At 71.1% G+C, this 20,540-nt stretch carries 18 protein-coding genes; 7 read left to right on the forward strand and 11 right to left on the reverse strand.

Annotated elements, in window-relative coordinates:
• The first annotated feature begins 180 nt into the window (after nt 1–180).
• The 3 genes from CBOVI_RS03540 to CBOVI_RS03550 all read left to right on the forward strand — a co-directional run bounded on the left by CBOVI_RS03540 (nt 181) and on the right by CBOVI_RS03550 (nt 3,401).
• Nucleotides 181–873: an LGFP repeat-containing protein gene (locus CBOVI_RS03540; protein ID WP_010267687.1), complete on the forward strand. Its 693-nt coding sequence runs from the start codon at nt 181–183 to the stop codon at nt 871–873.
• Nucleotides 874–1,227: 354 nt separating this feature from the next.
• Nucleotides 1,228–2,694: an RNA 5'-3' helicase PhoH2 gene (gene phoH2, locus CBOVI_RS03545; RefSeq protein ID WP_010267685.1), complete on the forward strand. Its 1,467-nt coding sequence runs from the start codon at nt 1,228–1,230 to the stop codon at nt 2,692–2,694.
• 92 nt (nt 2,695–2,786) lie between these two features.
• On the forward strand, nt 2,787–3,401 hold the full coding sequence (locus tag CBOVI_RS03550) for a GNAT family N-acetyltransferase (RefSeq protein ID WP_083826021.1): 615 nt from the start codon (nt 2,787–2,789) through the stop codon (nt 3,399–3,401).
• 39 nt (nt 3,402–3,440) lie between these two features.
• Here the strand turns inward: CBOVI_RS03550 and CBOVI_RS03555 are convergent, their stop codons facing one another.
• The 4 genes from CBOVI_RS03555 to glpX all read right to left on the reverse strand — a co-directional run bounded on the left by CBOVI_RS03555 (nt 3,441) and on the right by glpX (nt 9,064).
• Nucleotides 3,441–5,210, reverse strand: a complete 1,770-nt coding sequence (locus CBOVI_RS03555; RefSeq protein ID WP_010267683.1) for an MDR family MFS transporter — start codon at nt 5,208–5,210, stop codon at nt 3,441–3,443.
• A 146-nt stretch (nt 5,211–5,356) separates the two neighbouring features.
• On the reverse strand, nt 5,357–6,079 hold the full coding sequence (locus tag CBOVI_RS03560; RefSeq protein ID WP_010267682.1) for a TetR/AcrR family transcriptional regulator: 723 nt from the start codon (nt 6,077–6,079) through the stop codon (nt 5,357–5,359).
• Between the two features lie 267 nt (nt 6,080–6,346).
• A complete protein-coding gene (locus tag CBOVI_RS03565; RefSeq protein WP_010267679.1) occupies nt 6,347–7,747 on the reverse strand; it encodes a class II fumarate hydratase in 1,401 nt (466 codons plus the stop codon).
• A 297-nt stretch (nt 7,748–8,044) separates the two neighbouring features.
• Entirely contained in the window at nt 8,045–9,064 is a 1,020-nt protein-coding gene (gene glpX, locus CBOVI_RS03570) for a class II fructose-bisphosphatase (protein ID WP_010267676.1), read from the reverse strand.
• A 165-nt stretch (nt 9,065–9,229) separates the two neighbouring features.
• Here glpX and CBOVI_RS03575 point away from each other — a divergent pair, with 165 nt between their 5' ends.
• Together CBOVI_RS03575 and CBOVI_RS03580 are read left to right on the forward strand one after the other, a co-directional pair.
• Nucleotides 9,230–9,859 (forward strand): DUF4245 domain-containing protein, encoded by a 630-nt coding sequence (locus tag CBOVI_RS03575; RefSeq protein WP_232625853.1) that lies wholly within the window; start codon nt 9,230–9,232, stop codon nt 9,857–9,859.
• A 326-nt stretch (nt 9,860–10,185) separates the two neighbouring features.
• Entirely contained in the window at nt 10,186–10,902 is a 717-nt protein-coding gene (locus CBOVI_RS03580) for a hypothetical protein (RefSeq protein WP_010267671.1), read from the forward strand.
• A 108-nt stretch (nt 10,903–11,010) separates the two neighbouring features.
• On the opposite strand, the gene CBOVI_RS03585 is transcribed toward CBOVI_RS03580, so the two are convergent.
• A complete protein-coding gene (locus CBOVI_RS03585) occupies nt 11,011–11,364 on the reverse strand; it encodes an exodeoxyribonuclease VII small subunit (RefSeq protein WP_125187113.1) in 354 nt (117 codons plus the stop codon).
• Between the two features lie 198 nt (nt 11,365–11,562).
• The gene (gene xseA / locus CBOVI_RS03590) at nt 11,563–12,936 is read right to left on the reverse strand and encodes an exodeoxyribonuclease VII large subunit (protein ID WP_010268675.1); all 1,374 of its coding nucleotides are present in this window, start codon (nt 12,934–12,936) and stop codon (nt 11,563–11,565) included.
• A gap of 48 nt (nt 12,937–12,984) precedes the next feature.
• Between xseA and CBOVI_RS03595 the strand changes: the two genes are divergently transcribed.
• Nucleotides 12,985–13,986 (forward strand): 4-hydroxy-3-methylbut-2-enyl diphosphate reductase, encoded by a 1,002-nt coding sequence (locus CBOVI_RS03595; RefSeq protein WP_043361497.1) that lies wholly within the window; start codon nt 12,985–12,987, stop codon nt 13,984–13,986.
• A gap of 151 nt (nt 13,987–14,137) precedes the next feature.
• Here CBOVI_RS03595 and CBOVI_RS03600 read toward each other — a convergent pair whose 3' ends face one another.
• The 4 genes from CBOVI_RS03600 to CBOVI_RS03615 form a co-directional block, all read right to left on the reverse strand.
• A complete protein-coding gene (locus CBOVI_RS03600) occupies nt 14,138–14,833 on the reverse strand; it encodes a DUF6542 domain-containing protein (RefSeq protein WP_125186054.1) in 696 nt (231 codons plus the stop codon).
• 57 nt (nt 14,834–14,890) lie between these two features.
• The gene (locus CBOVI_RS03605) at nt 14,891–16,540 is read right to left on the reverse strand and encodes an AI-2E family transporter (RefSeq protein WP_010268684.1); all 1,650 of its coding nucleotides are present in this window, start codon (nt 16,538–16,540) and stop codon (nt 14,891–14,893) included.
• 143 nt (nt 16,541–16,683) lie between these two features.
• On the reverse strand, nt 16,684–16,839 hold the full coding sequence (metS, locus tag CBOVI_RS03610; protein ID WP_010268687.1) for a methionine/alanine import NSS transporter subunit MetS: 156 nt from the start codon (nt 16,837–16,839) through the stop codon (nt 16,684–16,686).
• A gap of 3 nt (nt 16,840–16,842) precedes the next feature.
• On the reverse strand, nt 16,843–18,444 hold the full coding sequence (locus CBOVI_RS03615) for a sodium-dependent transporter (protein ID WP_010268690.1): 1,602 nt from the start codon (nt 18,442–18,444) through the stop codon (nt 16,843–16,845).
• A gap of 499 nt (nt 18,445–18,943) precedes the next feature.
• On the opposite strand from CBOVI_RS03615, the gene ychF reads away from it, so the two are divergent.
• On the forward strand, nt 18,944–20,029 hold the full coding sequence (gene ychF / locus CBOVI_RS03620) for a redox-regulated ATPase YchF (RefSeq protein WP_010268695.1): 1,086 nt from the start codon (nt 18,944–18,946) through the stop codon (nt 20,027–20,029).
• 100 nt (nt 20,030–20,129) lie between these two features.
• Here the strand turns inward: ychF and CBOVI_RS03625 are convergent, their stop codons facing one another.
• Nucleotides 20,130–20,318, reverse strand: a complete 189-nt coding sequence (locus tag CBOVI_RS03625) for a hypothetical protein (RefSeq protein ID WP_125187111.1) — start codon at nt 20,316–20,318, stop codon at nt 20,130–20,132.
• Nucleotides 20,319–20,540 lie beyond the last annotated feature (222 nt).

The raw sequence follows: 20,540 nt of genomic DNA on the forward strand, positions 1-20,540 counted from the left end.
TGGTGGGTGGGATTCGCGGGTGGGGTGTTCACGGCGCACGGACGTAATTCTGTGGTACATGTGGATGGCGAATCCTACGAAATGGATTATCAACTGACGTGAGCGTCCGGACTCCGGTCCGCGGAGGAGACCCACCGCGGTACCCGTCGGAGACGGCGCACAGACGAAAGGATGTCGACCATGAAGAAGACTCTGATCAAGGGCACTGTCACCGTTGTCGCCGGAGCCAGCCTGCTGCTCGGCGCCGCCGCCTGTGACGACGCCAAGGACACCGCCGACAACGCCGCGAACAGCGCGGGCGACGCCAAGGACAAGGCCGGCGACGCCGCGAACGACGCGAAGGACCAGGCCGGCAACGCCGCCGACGACGCCAAGAACAAGGCGGGCGACGCGAAGGACAAGGCCGGCGCCGCCGCCACCGACGCGAAGGAGAAGGCCGGCGACATGGCCGGTGGCACCGTCGACGCGAAGACCGCCGACGGCAAGGACGTCAAGCTCCCCAAGGACGTCCAGACCGCGTGGGACAACGCCGGCGGCGAGTCCGGCGAGTGGGGCAAGCTCGTGAGCGTCGACGAGGGTGAGGACGGCAAGGTCCTCGCGACCTTCGAGAACGACAACTGGGTCGCCTACTCCAAGGACCACTCCTCCGTCCCGCTCAACGGCATGATCGGCCGCACCTGGGTCGAGCAGGGTGGCCTGGAGAACCCGATCGGCCTGCCGACCGCCCCGGAGAAGGGCTCCGCGCAGGAGGGCTGGACCCAGTCCTTCGAGAACGGCAACCTCGCCTGGACCAAGGACGAGGCCGGCAACTGGACCGCCTCGACCCAGCCGCGTGAGGGTGGCGACGACGCCGCCGCCGACGCGACGAACTGAGGTCGACGCCGCGCAGGGCTCACGCCCTGACGGCCGCTGACGGTCACTGACGGGGAGGTCCATGACGGGCCTCCCCGTCGGCGTGTGTCCGGGGGATGCGGGGGATGCGGCGGCTGCGCGGGGGGATGCGGGGCCGGGGCCCGGGGGATGTCCGCGGCGGGAATCCGGCGGCTGCGCGGCACCGCCGCGGGGTGCACGGACGATTCACCCGATGTTCATCTGACAACAATGTCATTTCCATGCATCCTGCCTACGCTCGGGTCCACACGGCCGGACCCCACCCCGGGACCGTGTTCTCCCCCGGGGATGGCCGCCCACCGGTCCGGCCTCCGACCCGATCGAGGAGCTTCCCTCATGTCGACCACCACGCCGCTCACCTCCACCGCCACCGGGGCGGACCCCCGCACCACCGACGTCGCCGGGCCCGCCGCGCCCGGCGCTGCCGCCACCCCGCACGACACCCCGGACGTCTCCGGGCGCACCGCGGACTCCGCCCCCGGGGACCAGGCCAGTGACCTGCGCACCTACGTCATCGACACGTCCGTGCTGCTGTCCGACCCCTGGGCGTTGCTGAAGTTCGCCGAGCACAGGGTCATCCTCCCGGTTGTCGTCGTCACGGAGCTCGAGGGCAAGCGCTTCCACCCGGAGCTCGGGTGGTTCGCGCGCCAGGCGCTCGGCCTGCTCGAGGATTTCCGACGGTCCACGGGGCGGCTCGACCTGCCCTCGGTCGTCAACGACGAGGGCGGCACGGTCCAGGTGGAGCTCAACCACGTCGACCAGTCCGTGCTGCCCACGGGCCTGCGGACCGACGAGAACGACCACCGCATCCTCGCCTGCGCCCTCAACCTCCGCGCGGAGGGGGCCGCGGTCACGCTCGTGACGAAGGACGTGCCGTTGCGCGTCAAGGCCGGCGCCGTCGGGCTCGACGCGGACGAGTACCACGCCCAGGACGTCGTCCTCACCGGCTACAACGGCATGGCCCGGGCCGAGGTCATGTCCTCGGTCATCGACACCCTGTACGAGACCGGGGAGGTCGACGCGACGGGGATGCTCACCGTCGACGGCCGGGAGCTCGACGAGCTGCCCGTGCACTGCGGGGTGCAGCTGACGTCGGGCACGCAGTCGGCGCTCGCCCGGGTCGTCGGCGACGGGATGCTGCGGCAGGTCCCGGTGGGGCAGGAGGCCTTCGGCCTGCGGGGCCGGAGCGCCCAGCAGCGGGTGGCGCTCGACCTGCTGCTCGACAACGAGGTCGGCATCGTCTCCCTCGGCGGCAGCGCGGGCACGGGGAAGTCCGCGCTCGCCCTGTGCGCGGGCCTGGAGTCCGTGCTCGAGCGGGGCATCCACCGGCGCATCGTCGTCTTCCGCCCCGTCTACGCCGTCGGCGGCCAGGACCTCGGCTACCTGCCCGGCAGCGAGTCGGAGAAGATGAACCCGTGGGCCCAGGCGGTGTACGACACGCTGGAGGGGGTCGTCAGCGAGAACGCCCTCGCCGAGATCGACGACCGGGGGTTGCTCGAGGTGCTCCCGCTCACGCACGTCCGGGGGCGGAGCCTCAACGACAGTTTCGTCATCGTCGACGAGGCCCAGTCCCTCGAGCGCAACGTCCTCCTCACCGTCCTGTCCCGGCTGGGGCGGAACTCCCGGGTCGTGCTCACCCATGACGTGGCGCAGCGGGACAACCTCCGGGTGGGCCGTCACGACGGCATCCAGGCGGTCATCGAGAAGCTCAAGGGCGACCCGCTCTTCGCCCACGTGACGCTCACCCGCTCGGAGCGGTCCGCCATCGCGGAACTGGTCACCGGCCTGCTGGAGAAGGGCTGAGAGGGGAGGGGGACGACGCGGGCAGCGCGGTGATGTCCGTTCACGGCTGCGTGGGTGGCGCCGGGCCGACCGCGTCAGGCAGAATCGCCCCCATGACAGCGACCGGGACAGGGACGGCAGATTCCACCGACACCGCCACGGCAGACCGTCGGCGGGGGTTCAGCGTCCGCAGGATGACGGAGGCGGACCACCCCCGCGTGCGGGAGATCCACCAGGAGGGCATCGACACCGGCCACGCGACGTACGAGCGTGAGGCCCCCGACTGGGAGAACTTCATGGCGAACCGGTGGATGCACCTCGCCTTCGTCGCCGAGGACGACCGGTCCGGCCGGGTCATCGGCTGGACCGCGGCGTCCCGGGCCTCGCACCGTGAGGTGTTCAGCGGGGTCGTCGAGGACTCCATCTACGTCGCCGGTGACGCCGCGGGCCGCGGGGTCGCCGGGGCGTTGCTCGACACGCTCCTCGCCGCGGCGGCGGAGAAGGGCTGCTGGGTGATGCACTCGTCGATCTTCCCCGAGAACGAGGGCTCGCTGCGTCTCCACCGGTCGCGGGGGTTCCGGGAGATCGGGGTGGCGCACGTGATGTCCCACATGGAGTACGGGCCGATGGCCGGCCGGTGGCGGGACATCGTGCTCATGGAGAAGGTCCTGGAGGACGGCCCCGCCTTCGCCGAGTACGCCGAGAGGGTCGGCACCGCGACGTCCTGACGCGGGGCCGACCCTCTCGGGACGGTGGGGGGGGAGGAGCTACTCGACGGTCTCGGCGAGCTCGTCCTGCCGGTTGAAGGCCAGGACGATCGCCGCGACGAGCACGACGGGGGCCAGCGCGATGAACACCGGGGTGAGCGCGCTGTTGTACGCCTGCAGGATCATCTCGTGCACCGCCGACGGCAGCGTGGAGAGGGTGCTGGGCGTGAGGTTGTGCGCGCCGCCGTTCTCGAACATCTGGGCCAGGGCGCCGGCCTTCTCCGGGCCGACCTCGGCGGCCGCCGCCCGGAAGGCGTCGGGGGCGTTGTCCGCGATCGAGGCGGACAGCCGGTGGGTGAAGACCGACCCGACGACGGCCGAGCCGAGCGCACCGCCGATCTGGCGGAAGAAGTTGTTCGACGCGGTCGCCGTGCCGACCATGGACACCGGGAAGGCGTTCTGGACGATGAGGACGATGATCTGCATCGTGCAGCCGAGGCCGAAGCCGTAGACGAACAGGATGACACCGAGGTGCGTCAGCGAGTCGTGCGCCTCGAGGCGGCCCATGAAGACCATCGCGACGGCGGTGACGACCATGCCGAGCACCGGGAACCACTTGTAGCGGCCGGTCCGGGACACGAACTGCCCGACGGTGATGGACGTGAGCATGAGGCCCACCATCATCGGCAGGATCATGAGACCCGCCCGGGTCGGCGACATGCTGTGGACCATCTGGATGTACGTCGGCATGTAGCTCAGCGTGCCGAACATGATGATGCCGACGATGAAGCCCGCGATGGTGGACAGCACGAAGTTGCGCACGCCGAACAGGTGCATCGGGATGAGCGGGGAGCGGGTCCGCCGCTCGATGAGGACGAACGCGACGATGCACACGACCGTCAGGACGCTGAGGCCGATGATCTGGGCCGACGCCCAGTCGTACTGGCGACCGCCCCACGTCGCGACGAGGATGAGGCTGGCGGTGCCGACCGCGAGGGTCGCGGTGCCCCAGACGTCGATGTCGAGGCCGGTCGCGCGCTTCGGCAGGTGGAGGAACAGGGCCGCCATGACGATGGCGATGATGGCGAGCGGGATGTTGAACCACAGGGTCCAGCGCCAGCCGGGGCCGTCGGTGAAGAACCCGCCGAGCAGCGGGCCGAGGACGGACGACAGGCCGAACACGGCGCCCATGACACCCATGAACTTGCCGCGCTGCCGGGCGGGGACGACGTCGGCGATGATGGCCTGCGAGAGCACCATGAGGCCACCGCCGCCGATGCCCTGGACGCCACGGGCCACGATCATCATGTTCATGTTCTGGGCGAAGCCGCCGATGACCGAGCCGAGGAGGAACATCGACAGGGCGAAGATGTAGAGCGGCTTGCGGCCGATCTGGTCGCCGAGCTTGCCGTAGATCGGCAGGCCGATCGTCATGGTCATGAGGAAGATCGTGATGATCCAGCTCATCTGCTCGACGCCGCCGAGGTCACCGACGATGGTCGGCAGGGCGGTGGAGAAGATCATCTGCCCCAGCGACGACATGAGCATGCCGATCATGAGGCAGGCGAAGACCACGGGGACGTTGTTGCGTTCCTTCGCGGGGGCGTCGAGGGCGGCGCCGACGGCGGTCGCCGGGGCGTCACCGTCGGCCGTGGCCACGGTGGAGGGCGCGGCCGCGGTGTCGGCCGGTGCCGTGGCGGGGTCGTCGGGGAGCTGGTGGCGGCCCGCGCCGGTCGTCGCCTCACCTCCGGTGGAGGTCTCCGGCGTCGCGGTGGCGCCGTCGTCGTCAGCCCCCGGCAGGCTGTGCCGGGGTTCGTACGGACTGCTCATGTGTACCTTCTCTCTCTTCGCGGCGGTGCCGCTGACGGGGCTTGTCGTCGTGCACTGTCGTTGTCCCGGGCGTCTGTCACGCCCGGTATGGTCTGGTCGGCCGCGGGTCCGGCCCGGTGGGGCCGGTCGCGGGGGCGGGGCCTCGCCTAGGGCTCCGGGGGCCACCCGTCGGTGAAGGTGGCGGCGAACGCCGTCATGAGGCGTCCGGTCTCCATGAGTGAGCTGGTCCTCGTGGTGTGGTCGTCCCGGCGCGGGATCCCGGCCATCGAGGTCAGCCACAGGCACTCGCGGACGAGGGAGACGACGAGCACGGCCTCGGAGTGGACCGGGATGCCGGTGCTCGCCCGTCGGTGGGGGAACGCGGTGAGGTGGGACTCCACGGCCGCCGTCAGGTCCCGGGCGATGGCGTTGAAGCGCCGTTGTGCCGCGACGGCCAGGGACGGGTTGTCCCGGAAGATGTCGCTGCGGCGTCGCCGGATCGCGAGTGTCGTCTCCCGGTCCGGGGAGAGGTCGAGTGACGTCTCCGGGGAGTGGTCGACGGCGTCGCCGATGGCGCGGAGGACGTCGCGCAGGATGTTCGGGGTGTCGGTCTCCGCGATGCTGCGGAGGACGGTCCCGCTGAGCGGGGGGACACCGGTTCCGGCGGCGACCTGGTCCTTGGAGTCGAAGTAGTTGAAGAACGTCCGGCGGCTTACGTCCGCCTCGGCGCAGATCTCCTCGAGTGTGACCTGATCCAGCCCGCGTTCCAGGATCAGGCGGGTCGCGCAGTCCTCGATACGCAGTCGGGTCTCACGGCGCTTCCGTTCCCGGAGTCCCGGTTGTCTGGATCCGCCGTCGCCTGATCCACATGCTGTCTGATTCGCGGTCACCGCACATTTCTACACTCTGTGCAATTATGCATGCAATGCAACATTAGTGAGCGTGCTTCAGGTACCCCTTATCGGGGGTGGGTGGGGTGGTGGCCGCCGACACCCCGCCCGCAGGTGCCGCCGGCGGGACGCGGGCCCCGGTCACCGGTCCGGGCCGGTCACGGGGGTCGGGGAGGAACGACGACGCCGACCGCCCCGGGTGGGGACGGTCGGCGTGGGGGACCCGGTCGTGGGTCGGGGCCGCGGGCGCGTGCCCGGGCGGTCCGGTCAGCGGTTGCGGTCCGAGTTCGTCATCGCGAGGACGTCGAGGCGCGCGTCGAGCTCCTCCTCGGACAGGGTGTCCGGGACGAAACCGAGGTCGATGACGGTCTGGCGGATCGTCTTGCCCTCCTTGAGGGCGGTCTTCGCGACCTTCGCGGCGTTCTCGTAGCCGATCGCCGAGTTCAGCGGCGTGACGATCGACGGGGAGGACTCCGCCTGGGTCCGCATGTGCTCCACGTTCGCGACGAGCCCGTCGACGAGACGCTCGGCGAAGACCCGGGACGTGTTCGCCAGCAGCGTGATGGACTCCAGCACGTTGCGGGCCATCATCGGGATGAACACGTTGAGCTCGAAGTGGCCCTGCGCGCCGCCGAACGCGATCGCGGCGTCGTTGCCCACGACCTGCGCGGCGACCTGGGTGGCCGTCTCACAGAGGACCGGGTTGACCTTGCCCGGCATGATCGACGACCCCGGCTGGAGGTCCGGCAGGTGCAGCTCGCCGAGGCCGGTCAGCGGGCCGGACCCCATGAGCCGGATGTCGTTGGCGATCTTGGTGAAGGACACCGCCAGGGTCCGCAGGGCGCCGGACATCTCGACGAGGCCGTCGCGCGCGGCCTGCGCCTCGAAGTGGTTCCGGGCCTCGGTGAGGGAGTCCAGGCCCGTGAGCTTCCGCAGCTCCTCCGTGACCTTCGCGCCGAAGTCCGCCGGGGTGTTCAGCCCCGTGCCGACCGCCGTGCCGCCGATCGGGAGCTCGCCGACGCGGGGCAGCGTCGCCTCCACCCGCTCGATCCCGGCGGCGATCTGGTGGGCGTACCCGGAGAACTCCTGGCCGAGGGTCACCGGCACCGCGTCCATGAGGTGGGTGCGGCCGGACTTCACGACCTCGGCGAACTCGGTGGACTTCGCCTCGAGGGACTGCTGGAGCTGGCGGAGCGCCGGGATGAGGGTCTTCACCGCGGCCTCGGTCGTCGCGACGTGGGTCGCGGTGGGGAAGGTGTCGTTCGACGACTGGCCCATGTTGACGTCGTCGTTCGGGTGGACGTCGACACCCTTCTGCTTCGCCAGCGACGCGATGACCTCGTTGGTGTTCATGTTCGACGAGGTCCCGGAGCCCGTCTGGAAGACGTCGATGGGGAACTCGTCGTCGTACGTGCCCTCGGCGATGGCCTTCGCGGCCTCGATGATGGCCGTGGCCTTCGTCTCGTCGAGCAGCCCGCGGTCCAGGTTGACCTGGGCGCAGGCGGCCTTGAGCAGGCCCATCGCGCGGATCTGCGCGGACTCCAGCGGGCGGCCGGAGATGGGGAAGTTCTCCACCGCGCGCTGGGTCTGGGCCCGCCACAGCGCCTTGGCGGGGACCTTGACCTCACCCATCGTGTCGTGTTCGATGCGGTACTCGTTGTCGCTCATCATTCACCTTCGTCATGTCCGTGGCCCTGCCGGGCCGGGGTGTGTGTCCGACCCTCCCGGGCCGGGGTGTCTGTACGGCTGCCGCAGGCCGGGCGCGCCGGACCTGACGCGCACCTGACCTGCTGTCCGCAGCCCACGATACCGCGCACCCGACGCCGCACAGCGGGTCCCGGAGGGACGCTGCGGGCCGGGCCCGGGGTGCGGTCACCGCGGAGGCCGGGCTGGCGGCGGGGTGGCGCAGGGTGGCGCAGGGTGGCGGCGTGGCGTGCCGGGGGAGGGGCTGCGCCGGGGGCCGGGTCAGGCGTTGTAGTCCTGCACGTTGTAGTCCTGCAGCTTCTGGAGCTGGTGGATGGCCTCGATGTAGCGCACGGTGCCGGACCGGGAGCGCATGACGAGCGACCGCGTCGTCGCCCCGTTCGCCCGGTAGCTCACGCCCCGGACCATGTCGCCGTTCGTCACGCCCGTCGCGACGAAGTAGCAGTTGTCCGAGCTCACGAGGTCGTGCGTGCCGAGGACCGTGTCGAGGTCGAGCCCGGCGTCGACGGCCTTCTGCCGCTCGGCGTCGTCCTTCGGCGCGAGGATGCCCTGGATCTCGCCGCCCATGCACTTCATCGCGCACGCCGTGATGATGCCCTCGGGGGTTCCGCCGGTGCCCATCATGATGTCGACCGCGTTGCTGTTCTGTGCGGCGGCCACGGCACCGGCGACGTCACCGTCACCGATGAGCCGGACCTTGGCCCCGGCCTCGCGGATGTCGCGGATGAGGTCGTCGTGCCGGGGGCGGTCGAGGACGACGACGGTCACGTCCGAGGCGCTGACGCCCTTGGCCTTCGCCACGACCTCGATGTTGTGGCGCACCGGGGCGGTGATGTCGATCTTCCCGGCGGCCTCCGGGCCGACCGCGATCTTGCGCATGTAGAACACCGCCGAGGGGTCGTACATGCTGCCCCGCTCGGCGGCGGCGAGGACGGAGATCGCGTTCGGGCGGCCCTCGGCCATGAGCGTCGTGCCGTCGACCGGGTCGACGGCGATGTCGACGGCCGGGCCGTCACCGGTGCCGACGGCCTCGCCGTTGAACAGCATCGGGGCCTCGTCCTTCTCGCCCTCGCCGATGACGACGACGCCGTTCATCTGGACCGTGTTGATCATGCGGCGCATCGCGTTGACCGCGGCGCCGTCCCCCTCGTTCTTCTGGCCGCGGCCGACCCACTTGCCGCTGGCCAGCGCGGCCGCCTCGGTGACCCGGACGAGCTCCATCGCCAGGTTGCGGTCGGGGGTCTTCATCGTCGCGGTCGGGTCGGAATTGTCTGTCGTCATGTCAATCAGCTCTCTCCGGTGACGTCGTTCGGGTGGCGTGCGGAACACACTCCCCCCATTGTTCCATGCGCGGAGGGCCGGACTGTCGTGTGTCACACCTGGGAAGGGGGAGCCGGCGGGGAGGCCGGGCGACCGTCGGCGAGGCCGGTCTGCGATAATGGCCGGGTGCGTATCGAGAAACCCCGGATGTTCCAGGGGACCCGGGACATCGTCATCTCCCTGGCCGTCCTGCTCGTCGTCATGGCCTTTTCCGTGGGGTTCACCGGCATGTGCAGCTTCAACCCCGGCACGCCGGAGGGGGGACCCGTCCAGGAGGTCGACCAGCACACCGTGCTGCAGATGGACGCCCGGGGCCTCGCGTTCCCCGTGCGGGACCCCGCCATGCCGGACGGGTGGCAGCCGAACTCCGCGCGCCGCGTCCAGCTCGCCGGGCGGACCTCCACCCTCGTCGGGTGGGTCGTCGGGGGCCGGAACTACATCTCCGTCACGCAGACGGATGCGCCGCTCGAGGCGGCGGTGAAGGACGTCGACGACGAGGCGCGTCAGGAGACCGACGCCGAGACCGTCGACGGGACCCGGTGGCGGCGGTTCGAGGGCGACGACGTCCGCCCGGTGTGGGCCGCCGACCTCGGGGAGTCCCGCGTGCTCCTCGAGGGGACGGTGTCCGACGACGACTTCCGCGCCGCGGCCACGGCGGTGACCACCGCGCGTCCCCTCGACACCGACGGGGCCGGGGAGCGCTCCGGTGGGACGGCGTCGACCCCGGCGACGGCCGCACCGACGGCCGCGTCGTAGCGACCGGCAGCAGGGGGCGGCCCGGGGGAGATCGACGGGGACCGCGTCGTAGCGACCGGCCGCAGGGACCGGCCCGGGGGAGATCGACGGGGGCCGCGTCGTAGCGACCGGCAGCAGGGGGCGGCCCGGGGGAGACCGACGGGGCCGCATCGTAGGGACCGGCTGTGGGGGAGTGGTCCGGGGGAGGGTGACGACGGCAGCGTGCGGGTGAGGGCACCCGTTCCGCGACGGACTGCACGACTGCTACCGTGCACAGCGGATGTGACGCCCCCGCGGCGTCACGCGCGAGAGTTCGTCGTGGGCGTTGCCCCCAGAGAGGACCCCTGATGTCAGAACCATTCACCGGGACCCCCGCTGACCGCCACGGCTCCGGCCGGCACAGCCTCCCCGGGTCGGAGCCGTCCGGTCGCGGCCGTCACCACGCTGATCCGCCGGCCGGGTCGTACGCCGCATCCGGCGCCGCCGATGCCGCAGCCGACGCCCCCGCCGCGCAGCCGTACGCCGGGTCGTACGCCGCAGCTGACGCCGGGGCCGCCCGGCCCGCGCCAGCGGCGGAGGCGCGGACCTCGAGGTTCCGGGGTGCCGGGCTCGTCCCGGGTGTCCTGTTCATCGTCGTCGCGGCCGCGTGCTACTACCTCAATCTCGCGTCCTTCACCCCGGCGACCGACAGCATGGACGTCCGCGCGGGGAAGGACTACTACCTCGCCCAGGTGGAGAACCTGTCGGGAGCCCCGGTCAGCTCGTGCACGCCCGTCGACGCCTCCGGGGCCGACGTCTCGGACGCCGTCGGGGAGACTGAGGACCTCGACGGCGCGAAGGTCACGCCGAGCCTCGCCGAGCGCCGGTACGTCGTCGAGAAGCTCCGGTTCACCCGGGACGTCCAGGGCTTCCACATGGACTGTGACGTGAAGGGCGTGTACATCACCGAGCGGGCGCCGGGGACGCTGCGGATCATGGCGAGGGTCGCCGTCCCGGCGATGTTCCTCGGCGTCGTCAGCGTGGTCGGCGCGCTCGCGGCCCTGGCCAAGCGCCGGTCCGCCTGAGCCCCCACCGGCCGGCCCCGGTCGCTGCACCCGGCCGGCCGGTTGCGACCGCCGGCGCGGCGTCGGGCTGACCTGGCCGGCCGGTTCCGACCGCCCGCGCGGCGTCGGTCAGTTCGCGTCGCGCGGGGCGGTGCCCTCGCCGTCGTCCGCCCCGTCGTCCCGGGCCGCGCCACCGTCCCCCGCGTCGGTGTCGCCGCTGCCCGCGGTGTCACCGTCGCCGCCCCGGCCGTCGCGCCGGGCGAGGGCCTGCTCGATCCGGGACGACGCCCCGTCGAGGTACGTCTCGCAGTACGCCGCGAGCGTCTCGCCCCGCTCCCAGTAGTTCAGTGACTCGTCGAGGCTCATCTGCCCGAGCTCGAGGATCTTCACGACCTCGACGAGTTCATCGCGGGCCTGCTCGTAGTTGAGCTCCTCGACGGGGCGGAAGGTCTGGCGGTTCTCCTGGCCGGTGCTGCCGGTCATGTGGTCTCCTCACGGACGGTGGTGCGACGGCCCCGTGCGGGCCGTCGACGACTGGTCGTCGCTGTCTCTGGTGCTGTCTGTGTCGCTGGTGCTGTCTGTGGTCGTGTCTGCTGTGGCGGTGGCGGTGGCGGTGGTGCCCGCCCGCCGGGGGTGTCCCCGGACGGCCGGCCCGCCGCCGCGGTGGCCGGGGTCGGGGCGTCAGGTGCCGAGGTGTCCGTCGTCCCCCTCCGGTGGTTCGACGCCGCCCTCCGCACCCGCTCCGGTCGTGGGGGCCGTCACGGTCCCCGGGGCCCGGGTGACCGCCATGGCCGCGGCCGTCACCGACCCGTCGGCGACGCGGATGCGCAGCTGCGACCCGGGGGACACCTGCCCGACACCCGTGACGACCTCGGCGGGACTGTGGTCCCGGGGGACGACCTGGACGACCGCGTAACCGCGGGCCAGGGTCTGCGCCGGGCCAAGGGCGTTGACCTGCGCCTTCAGGGAGTGGATGCGGGAGCGCATGTCCCGGACCGTCGTCCCCAGCGCCCGGTCCGCCCGCACGCGGGCCTCCTCGACGAGCGCCCGCTGCGTCTCCACCGTCAGCCGCGGGTTCGCCATGACCGGACGCGACCGGAAGCTGTCCAGCCCGCGCCGCTCATGGGCCACCCACGACCGCAACGCCCCGGCGGCCCGCTCCCGGAGCTCCGCGATGCGCTGGTGCTCCGCCGCGACGTCCGGGACGACGCGCTTCGCCGCATCCGTGGGCGTCGCCGCCCGCAGGTCGGCGACGTTGTCCAGCAGCGGCGTGTCCGGCTCGTGCCCGATCGCGCTGACCACCGGGGTCCGCATCCGCGAGACCTGCCGGATGAGCGCCTCCTCCGAGAACGGCAGGAGATCCTCCACCGACCCGCCGCCCCGGGCGACGATCACGACGTCCACCGAGGGGTCCTCCTCCAGCTCACGGAGGGCGGCGACGACCTGCGGCACTGCCCCCGCCCCCTGGACCGCGGTGTTGAGGACGCGGATGTCGACGGCGGGCCACCGGTCCCGCGCGACGGAGAGCACGTCACGCTCCGCCGCGGAGCCCCGCCCGGTGACGAGGCCGATGCGCCGGGGGAGGAACGGCAGCCGCGACTTGAGGCGTTCGTCGAACAACCCCTCCGCCGCGAGCGCCCGCTTCAGCTGCTCGAGCCGGGCGAGCAGCTCACCGATCCCCACGTGACGCACCTGGGTCACCCACAGGGAGAACGACCCGCGCCCGGCGTAGAACGCCGGCTTGCCGTAGACGACCACCCGGTCGCCGTCACGCAACGGCGAGGGCATCGAGCGCAGCAGGGACGTCGGGCACGTGACCTGCACCGACTTCTCCTCGTCGACGTCGCGGAGCGTGATGTAGGACAGCTTCCACGACGGCTTCATGTTCACCTGGGTGATCTGCCCCTCCACCCACAGGTGACCGAGGCGTTCGATCCAGCCCTTGACCTTCTCGTTCACCGTGCGGACGGGCCACGGCGCGTCCGGGGACGACGGGGCCCCGCCCGGGGAGCGTCCCGGGGCGGGGCCGGAGGTCGGTTTGTGCGTGGAAGCCATGGGGACAGTGTAGAGGGGAGGCCGGACAATGCCCGGGTGTCGGTTACGATGGGGCGCATGACTCAAGCGACGACCCACGACGCGACCGCTCCCGCCCGGACCCGGCGGGTCATCCTCGCGGCCCCCCGGGGCTACTGCGCCGGTGTGGACCGTGCCGTCGAGACCGTCGAGAAGGCCCTGGAGAAGCACGGCGCGCCCCTCTACGTGCGCAAGGAGATCGTGCACAACAAGCACGTCGTGAAGACCTTCGAGAAGCAGGGGGTGATCTTCGTCGACGAGACGACGGAGATCCCGGAGGGCTCGAACGTCGTCTTCTCCGCCCACGGGGTGTCCCCGGCCGTGCACGACGAGGCCCGGAAACTCCAGCTCAAGACCTTCGACGCCACCTGCCCGCTCGTGACGAAGGTCCACGGCGAGGTCAAGCGCTTCGCCAAGCAGGGCTACCAGATCATCCTCATCGGCCACCACGGCCACGAGGAGGTCGAGGGCACCGCCGGCGAGGCCCCCGACGTCGTCCACCTCGTCGACGGCCGGGAGGACGTCGACGCCCTCGAGTTCGCCCCCGGCACGCCCCTGATCTGGTTGTCCCAGACGACGCTGTCCGTCGACGAGACGATGTCGACCGTCGCGATGCTCCGCGAGAAGTTCCCGGACATCCAGGACCCGCCGAGCCACGACATCTGCTACGCCACCCAGAACCGCCAGGTCGCGGTCAAGGCGATCGCCCCGAAGGTCGAGCTCATGATCGTCGTCGGCAGCCAGAACTCCTCCAACTCCCGGCGGCTCGTCGAGGTCGCCCTCCAGCACGGGACGCGGGACTCCCACCTCGTCGACTACGCCGACCAGATCGACCCGGCGTGGTTCGAGGGCGTGACGAACGTCGGCGTGACCTCCGGCGCATCGGTGCCCGAGCTGCTCGTCCGCGGGGTGCTGGACCTCCTCGCCGACCACGGCTTCCGGGATGTCGAGGAGGTCACGACGGCGACGGAGGACCTCGTGTTCTCCCTGCCGCGTGAACTGCGGCCGCCGCGCACGTCGCGCGCCAGCTGACGGGGGTCGGCGACAGGGGGCGACGGGGTCAGGCGGGGGGGGCTGACGCAGGGCCGGCCGGGGGCCGGTGCCGGGGGACGTGACGCAGGCCGACAGGGCCCGGGGTGGGGCCGGATCAGGCCCGGGCGGGGGAGAGTGCCCGGAGTGGGGGTCAGTCCTCGTCGAGGTAGTGGCGGCCGCGCCGCCGGACCGGGCTGGCGGTCCCGGTGGGCGCCTCGTCCCGCCGGTGGCGGGCGCGCCGCTCCTCCTCCTCGCGGCGCCGGGTCGCGTCAGCACGGCGTCGTTCCGCCGCCCGACGCAGGTCCCCGGTCGGGTCGGGCGAGTCCAGCCCCCGGGCGCGCCGCACCGTCGCGATGTTCCGGGCGTCGACGGACGCGCTGCGCCGGCGCGACGTCGCGAGCCGGCGGCGCTCCTTCTCCAGGGCCTTCCGGTCGAGCAGCCAGCGGAGGAGGGCGATGATGATGCTCAGGGCCACCGCCCCGAGGAGCCACGGGTACTTCTCGACGATGGGGTAGGCGGCCGTGAGGACGGCGGTCTTCCTCCCCGCCGTCGTCGCGGACTGCCCGAGCGACGAGATACCGATGACGAAGGACCCGACGAACCACCACAACGGCTGCGCCGCGACGGTGACGAACAGGCCCCGGATGTCGACGATCGCGGTGGTCACGACGGCGACGACGGTGAAGACGACGGCGTAGAGCCCGGTGATCGCCCCGTTCTGACGGGCGAGGACGAGGCCGAGGAGAACGACCACGATCATGGCCAGCGGCGGGAACCAGACGGGGATCAACCCGGTGCGGTTCACGGGCACCGACCGGCGGGGGGTGGACATCGCGTCTTCAGTCACGGCTGTTCATGCTATCCGATGACCCGCGCGGTGTGGACCACCCCGTGCCCGGGACGGTCAGTCGTCCGTGTGCCGGGCGGGGCTGGCGTGACCGCGCTGTTCGTGCTGCCCGCCGCTGGAGCGCGAGGTCAGCAGGCGGCCGAGGGGGGCGCTGTCGCCGGTGGTCGCGTTGACGACCCCGCGGCGCCACTCCCGCCACCGCTCGGCGGCGCGTTCGCTCTGCGCCCCGCTGAGGGTGCCCGCGGTGGTCTGGAACGAGATCTCGTCCGCGCGCTTCTCCCCGGTGGCGAGGTCCGTGAGGTCCCCCATGTAGCGGAAGATCACGGCGATCACCGCCGCCGCCGGGACGGCGAGGAAGCCGCCGACGATGCCGAAGAGCGTGCCGCCGACCGTGACGGACAGCAGCACGATGACCGGGTGGAGGTCCATCGCGCGGGACTGGAGGACGGGGGAGAGGACGTTGCCCTCGAGCTGCTGCACGGCGATGACGAGGAGCAGGACGAGGATGGCCGTCGTCACACTGTTCGCGACGAGCGCGATGAGCACCGACAGGGCGCCGGCGACGAAGGCACCGATGAGCGGGATGAACCCGCCCATGAACGTGATGACCGCGAGCGGGCCGGCGAGCGGCACGCCGAGGATGATGAGGCCGCCGCCGATGAAGAAGGCGTCGATGAAGCTGACGATCGCCTGCGTGCGGATGAAGCCGCCGAGGGTCGTCCAGCAGCGGGTGAGGACCTCGGTGAGGTGCCAGCCGACCCGACGGCCCGTGATGCGCCGCAGCGTCGGGAGGAACTTCTCCCCGTCCTTGAGGAAGAAGAACGTGAGCACGAACATCACCACGAGGGTGATGACGGCGGAGGAGAAGGCGGTGGCCCCGGAGATCGCCGTGGAGGCGATGTCGCCGGAACGCTCCTGCATCCACGCGGTGGCCTTGTCGACCATCGCCTCGAGCTGGTCGCTCTTGATGTTCAGCGGCGGGCCGGAGAGCCAGGTCTGGATCTTCTCGATGCCCTCGGTTCCGCGGTCGATGAGGTCCTTCGACTGGGACACGACGCTGGGGGCGATCGCCGCGAAGATGCCGCCGATGACGGCGAAGAAGCCGATGAGCGTCATGAACACGGCGAGCGCGTTGGGGATGTGGGCCTTCGTGCGCAGCACGCGGACGACGGGCCAGAGCACGGTGCAGACGATGATGCTGAGCAGCACCGGCAGGATGCCGGTCCACAGCTTGCCGAACGCGACGGCGGCGACGAAGGCGGCGACGGCGATGACGAGGAAGCGCAGGCACCAGCCGGAGAACCAGCGCACGCCCGTGCCGATGACCTCGGACCGGTCGCGGATCTCCTCGCCGATGCCGCTGTTCGGGTTCTTGCGGAGGCTGTCGTCCTCCACGTCGTGATCCTGGGCCTCGAGGGCCTCCTCGACGATCTTCTCGGTCCGCGCGGTGGGGACCGTGCGCTGGTCGGCGCGGTCCCCGCCGGCGTCCGTCTCCAGGTTCGAGGGGATCGCGGGGGCGGTGTGGGTGGCCGGGTCATCCGCCGGGGCGTCCTCGGTCCGGTCACCGGGGACGGGGAGCATGGTCTCCTGGTCCATCCGGTCCGATCCCATGAGGAAGTCGGCGAAGTCCCGACCGGTGTCCGGGCCGGTGCGGGCGGACCCTCCGTGGTCTGTCGAATCTCTCTTGTCGTTCGTCACCTTGACCATTGTGCCGAATTCCCGTTCGCAAAGACAGCGGGCGAATGAATGGGATTGACCACGAACTATCGACGACCGTCGGCGGCGGGGTTGTCCGGGTGGCCCGGAGGACCGGCCCGGAGTCCGGCCCGGGGGCTGCGCGGGTGGTCCGGTCAGGTCCCCAGGGTGGCGTCGTCGGTGCCGGGGGCCGTGCCGAGTTCGCCGGAGGTGTCGTCGGAGGTCCGGGACAGGGCGATCGACGAGACGACGAGCCCTCCCCAGATCACGGCGATGAAGAGGACGAGCATGATGATCGCTGTGGTGGACACGGGTCAGCTCCTCGGGGTCGTGTCGGTGGCGTCCGCGGGGCGCCCGGACCCGGCCGCAGCCGGGGACGCGATGGCGGAGGCGGTGGCGAGCGGGTTCGGGGTGCCCTTCGGGCGACCGCGCGGCGGGACGCCGAAGTCGGAGCCGGGCAGCCCGTCGAGGGTCGTCGACCCCCGGAACGACACCGCCGTGAGGACGACCGCGGCGATGACGATGACGGCGAGCACCGCCCAGCCGTACGTCACGAGCTGGGACTGCGCGTAGCCCTCGTACGGCTCGCGGATGAGCGTGATGAGCTCGTTGACCAGCATGTACGCCAGGGCGATCGGGGTGATGACCATGACGCAGATCTTCCACGTCAGGCCGACCCGCACCGAGGACACGGCGTTGAGGTGCTGCTCGATCTCCGTCATGCGGCGGGTGACGTAGCCCACGACGACGATCGCCGCGACGGCCGCGGCGACGATGCCGATGTTGTTCGTGAACTTGTCCATGATGTCCAGGGTCACGAGGCCGGAGGTCGTGGAGAACAGGGCGACGGACAGGACCGTCATGAGGGTGCCGACGCAGATCGCGGTGCGGCGACGGGGCAGGTTGAACTTGTCCTTCACCGCGGACACCACGACCTCCAGCAGGGAGATCAGCGACGTCAACCCGGCGAGGAACAGGCTGGCGAAGAACAGCACGCCGAACAACGCCCCCGCCGGCATCTGGTTGATGATCGTGGGGAAGGCGACGAACGCCAGGCCGATGCCGGACGACGCGACCTCGTCGACCGCGACGCCGGACCGCGTGGCCATGAACCCGAGCGCGGCGAACACGCCGATCCCCGCGAGCACCTCGAACGAGGAGTTCGCGAACGCCGTCACCATGCCCGTGCCCGTGAGGTTCGTCCTCGGCTTGAGGTAGGAGGCGTACGTCGTCATGATCCCGAACCCGATCGACAGGGAGAAGAAGATCTGGCCGTACGCCGCGATCCACACCGAACTGTCACCGAGCTTGTCCCACTTCGGGCTGAACAGGGCGTCCAGGCCCGCCGACGCGCCGTCGAGGAACAGCGAGCGGACGACGAGCACGGCGAAGAGCACGACGAGCACGGGCACGAAGACCGTCGTCATCCGGCCGATGCCCGACGAGACGTCGAACACCAGCGTGAGGACCGTGACGACCCACACGAGCACGAGCACCGCCGCGATCGGCCAGACGACGTCGAGGGAGAACGTCCGGGTCGAGTCCATCCGCAGGAACTCCTTGAAGAAGAAGCCCTCCGGGTCGTCACCCCACGCCTTCGTCACCGACCGGACGGTGTAGATCCCGGACCACGCGACGATGACCGCGTAGTAGATCGTGATGAAGAACGCCACGCCCACCTGGAACCACCCGAGCGGTTCACCGGCGCGGTGGATCCGCCGGTACACCAGCGGCGCCGACCCCCGGTACCGGTGACCGAGGCCGAAGAACAGCCACAGCAGCGGGATCCCCGCCGTGAGCAGCGCGACGAGGTAGGGCACGAGGAACGCCCCGCCGCCCGAGTCGTAGGCGACGTAGGGGAAACGCCAGATGTTGCCCAGGCCGACGGCCGAGCCGATCGCGGCGAAGAGGAACATCGACCGCGAACTGAACGTCTCGCGGCCGCGGCTGGGGGCCGTGGTGCCCGACGCGGCACGCGCCGTGCCGGGGCCGGACGGGCCGGGGGTCTGTGAACTGGGGGAGGGCGTCGCGCCGGGGCGGGACGGGGATTCTGATGCCAAGGCAGGGTCCTGGAGGGGAGGTCCGACGCTGCGCGCCGGACGGGCGGTGGTGGGCGGCTGGCTGCTGTGGCGCCTGCGGTGACCCGGGCCGCGGCCGCAGGTGGTGGGTGCGACGGCGTGGACCGGCCGGCCGGCCCCCGTGATAGCGGGCTGACCGTTCTCTGGGTGACCCCTGAGAGATGGCGATCATCATAGACGTGGGTCCCGACCGCGGGTGGAGCATCGGGGGTGAAGCGTGGCGACGGGCGGTGGTCGCGTCGAACCCCCACCGGTCGGGGACGGGACCGGGCCGCGGCACACCGGGCGGGCCCGGGCCGTTGGCGGCGCCGGATGACGAGCGGATAGGATGACGCCCGTGACTCTTACACTCGGAATCGTCGGCCTGCCCAACGTGGGGAAGTCCACCCTCTTCAACGCGCTCACCCGCAACGACGTGCTCGCGGCGAACTACCCGTTCGCCACCATCGAGCCGAACGTCGGGCTCGTCGAGCTGCCGGACCCGCGGCTCACCCGGCTCGCGGAGATCTTCGGTTCCGAGCGCATCCTCCCGGCGACCGTGTCCTTCGTCGACATCGCCGGCATCGTCAAGGGCGCCTCCGAGGGCGAGGGCATGGGTAACGCGTTCCTCGCGAACATCCGGGAGGCCGACGCGATCTGCCAGGTCGTCCGCGCCTTCGCCGACGACGACGTCATCCACGTCGACGGGCGCGTCGACCCCGCCCACGACATTGACGTCATCAACACCGAGCTCATCCTCGCCGACCTCCAGACCGTGGAGAAGGCCCTCCCGCGCCTGGAGAAGGAGGCCCGGAAGGACAAGGAGAAGGCCGCGCAGGTCGAGGCGACGAAGACCGCCCAGGCGGTCCTCGAGGACGGCCGGACGCTCTACGCGGCGTCGAAGTCCGGGGACATCGACCTCGCCGGCGTGCGCGAGCTGCACCTCATGACCGCCAAGCCGTTCCTCTACGTCTTCAACTCCGACGAGTCCGTGCTCACCGACGACGCCCGGAAGGCCGAACTCGCCGAGCTCGTCGCCCCGGCGGACTGCGTGTTCCTCGACGCCGCCACCGAGGCGGAACTCCTGGAGCTCGACGACGACGAGGCCGCCGAACTGCTCGCGTCCGTCGGCCAGGACGAGCCGGGGCTGACGACGCTGGCCCGCGCCGGGTTCGAGACGCTGGGCCTGCAGACCTACCTCACCGCGGGGCCGAAGGAGTCCCGCGCGTGGACCATCCGGAAGGGCTCGACCGCCCCGCAGGCCGCCGGCGTCATCCACACCGACTTCGAGCGCGGGTTCATCAAGGCCGAGATCGTCGGCTTCGCCGACCTCGACGCGCTCGGCTCGATGGCCGAGGCCCGCGCGCAGGGCAAGGTCCGCCAGGAGGGCAAGGACTACGTCATGCACGACGGTGACGTGGTGGAGTTCAAGTTCAACGTCTGAGTGCCGTCGTGGGTGTGGGTCGTTCCGGGGGGGCGTCGGCAGGGTTCGGTCGACGCCCCATGACCGGTTCCGCCTACTTCGGTAGGTCCAGGGTCCGTCGTCATTGTTCCCGGGCGGTGCCCACGGGTGGGGATGCCACGATGTACGCGACGTAGTCGACGAGTACCGGGTCGGTGGGGTTTCCGACGAGCTGCGGGATGGGCGGGGGAGGTTCGGGGGCTGAGGCCGGGATGTTGAGCCAGTCGGCGTTGTTCGTCGCAGCGCCGTGGTGGTTGCCCGCGTGGACCATGTGCAGGGCATCGGTCGCCCGGAGACCACGGGGGCGCTCACACCGATGCCGAGCGTGGGGTCATCACGCTTGAGACCGCTGGCTTGGATTTCCGTAGCTTCAGGACTCATGTCCGTGCGCAGGGTAAGGTGGGCCAAGAGCGCAAGGTCGACAGTAAGCTCTCGTTCGCCTTCGTGATTAGGACGGAGGATGTCGGGGAGTGATCCGGCTTACGCGAGGGGT

The organism is Corynebacterium bovis DSM 20582 = CIP 54.80 (assembly GCF_030408615.1).
Lineage (GTDB): Bacteria > Actinomycetota > Actinomycetes > Mycobacteriales > Mycobacteriaceae > Corynebacterium > Corynebacterium bovis.